Annotated in this window: 1 protein-coding gene; it reads left to right on the forward strand. The window is 58.4% G+C overall.

All coding sequences use genetic code 11. The features are described from left to right. The first annotated feature begins 300 nt into the window (after positions 1 to 300). Positions 301 to 909, forward strand: a complete 609-nt coding sequence (locus tag AD928_RS00155; RefSeq protein WP_062247321.1) for a hypothetical protein — start codon at positions 301 to 303, stop codon at positions 907 to 909. The last annotated feature ends 93 nt before the right edge of the window (positions 910 to 1,002 follow it).

Below are 1,002 nucleotides of genomic sequence, written 5' to 3' on the forward strand. Positions count from 1 at the left end.
CGAGCAGAAGCCTGTGGAAACCTCACCGAAGGTCTGCCCCCACAGAGACCTGCTCTGCCGCCTCTCTTCATAACTTGAGAGGATCAAATCTCACCAAACCATATCCGCATCCTTCGGGTGACCTGAAGCCACATTGGCTCCCTTCAGGCTGCCTGAGCGATGCCGTTCCACAACACGGCCCAGCTCGCCCCTTTGCAGGATAGACACCTGCCACCCGACCTCAGCCATCACACGCCGCAAGACGGCCCTACTGCGTCAGCACGCTCAAATGCGTCAGCACAACCATACAAGAGAGAAACAATGTCTACACCCTGCACATCAGTCACAGATGGACTGACAAGCACACTCACAGAAACCACAGCAGCTCAGCCCGCCCGCAAGAAACGCTGTGATGCCGGAAAGCCCCACGGACCACACAAGCCCCGCAAAGCCAGTCCAGTCACCCGCATGGACAACGGTGTGAGCCTGATTGGCCTGACAGGACGCCACGGGACCGGCAAGCAGCTTCGGGTCAGCACAGCCGACCTGCCCGACCTTCTGGCCTTCACGGACAACGGCACACGACTTCAGGTGGTCATGGACGGCACGGGCAAGCATCCCACACTCCGCCTCAATGGCCCCAATGCCCAGAGATGGCAGCACAGCGAAAACACGCGTGACCTTGTGACAGTGGCCCGCTTCCTTGTCGGTGAAACACACGGAGGGCGGCGCATTCGCTGCAAGGATCACGACCCCTTCAACCTGACACGGGACAATCTGGAAGTGCTGGTGCCAGCGATTGAAGAGACTTTCCCTATCGACTGGGAAAAGGCTGTGACTGATCGTCAGGCCAAGATGCAGGAATGCTGTGAAGGTCAGACGATCCACCGACCCCAAGAACCTGCTGGTTCGCTTCCAGCAACGGCCTGAGCCTCATTCTCATGACGCTAGCCGATAGATTACCCGCCACCTGAAAACTAACGAGGCCACAGAGACCCGATCAGCTCACACAGACTCTTTCAG

The organism is Acetobacter cerevisiae, from assembly GCF_001580535.1.
Classification (GTDB): domain Bacteria; phylum Pseudomonadota; class Alphaproteobacteria; order Acetobacterales; family Acetobacteraceae; genus Acetobacter; species Acetobacter cerevisiae.

Bases quoted from the DNA above. Each gene is read 5' to 3' on its own strand.
- AD928_RS00155 (WP_062247321.1), top strand. From the start codon at position 301: ATGTCTACACCCTGCACATCAGTCACAGATGGACTGACAAGCACACTC.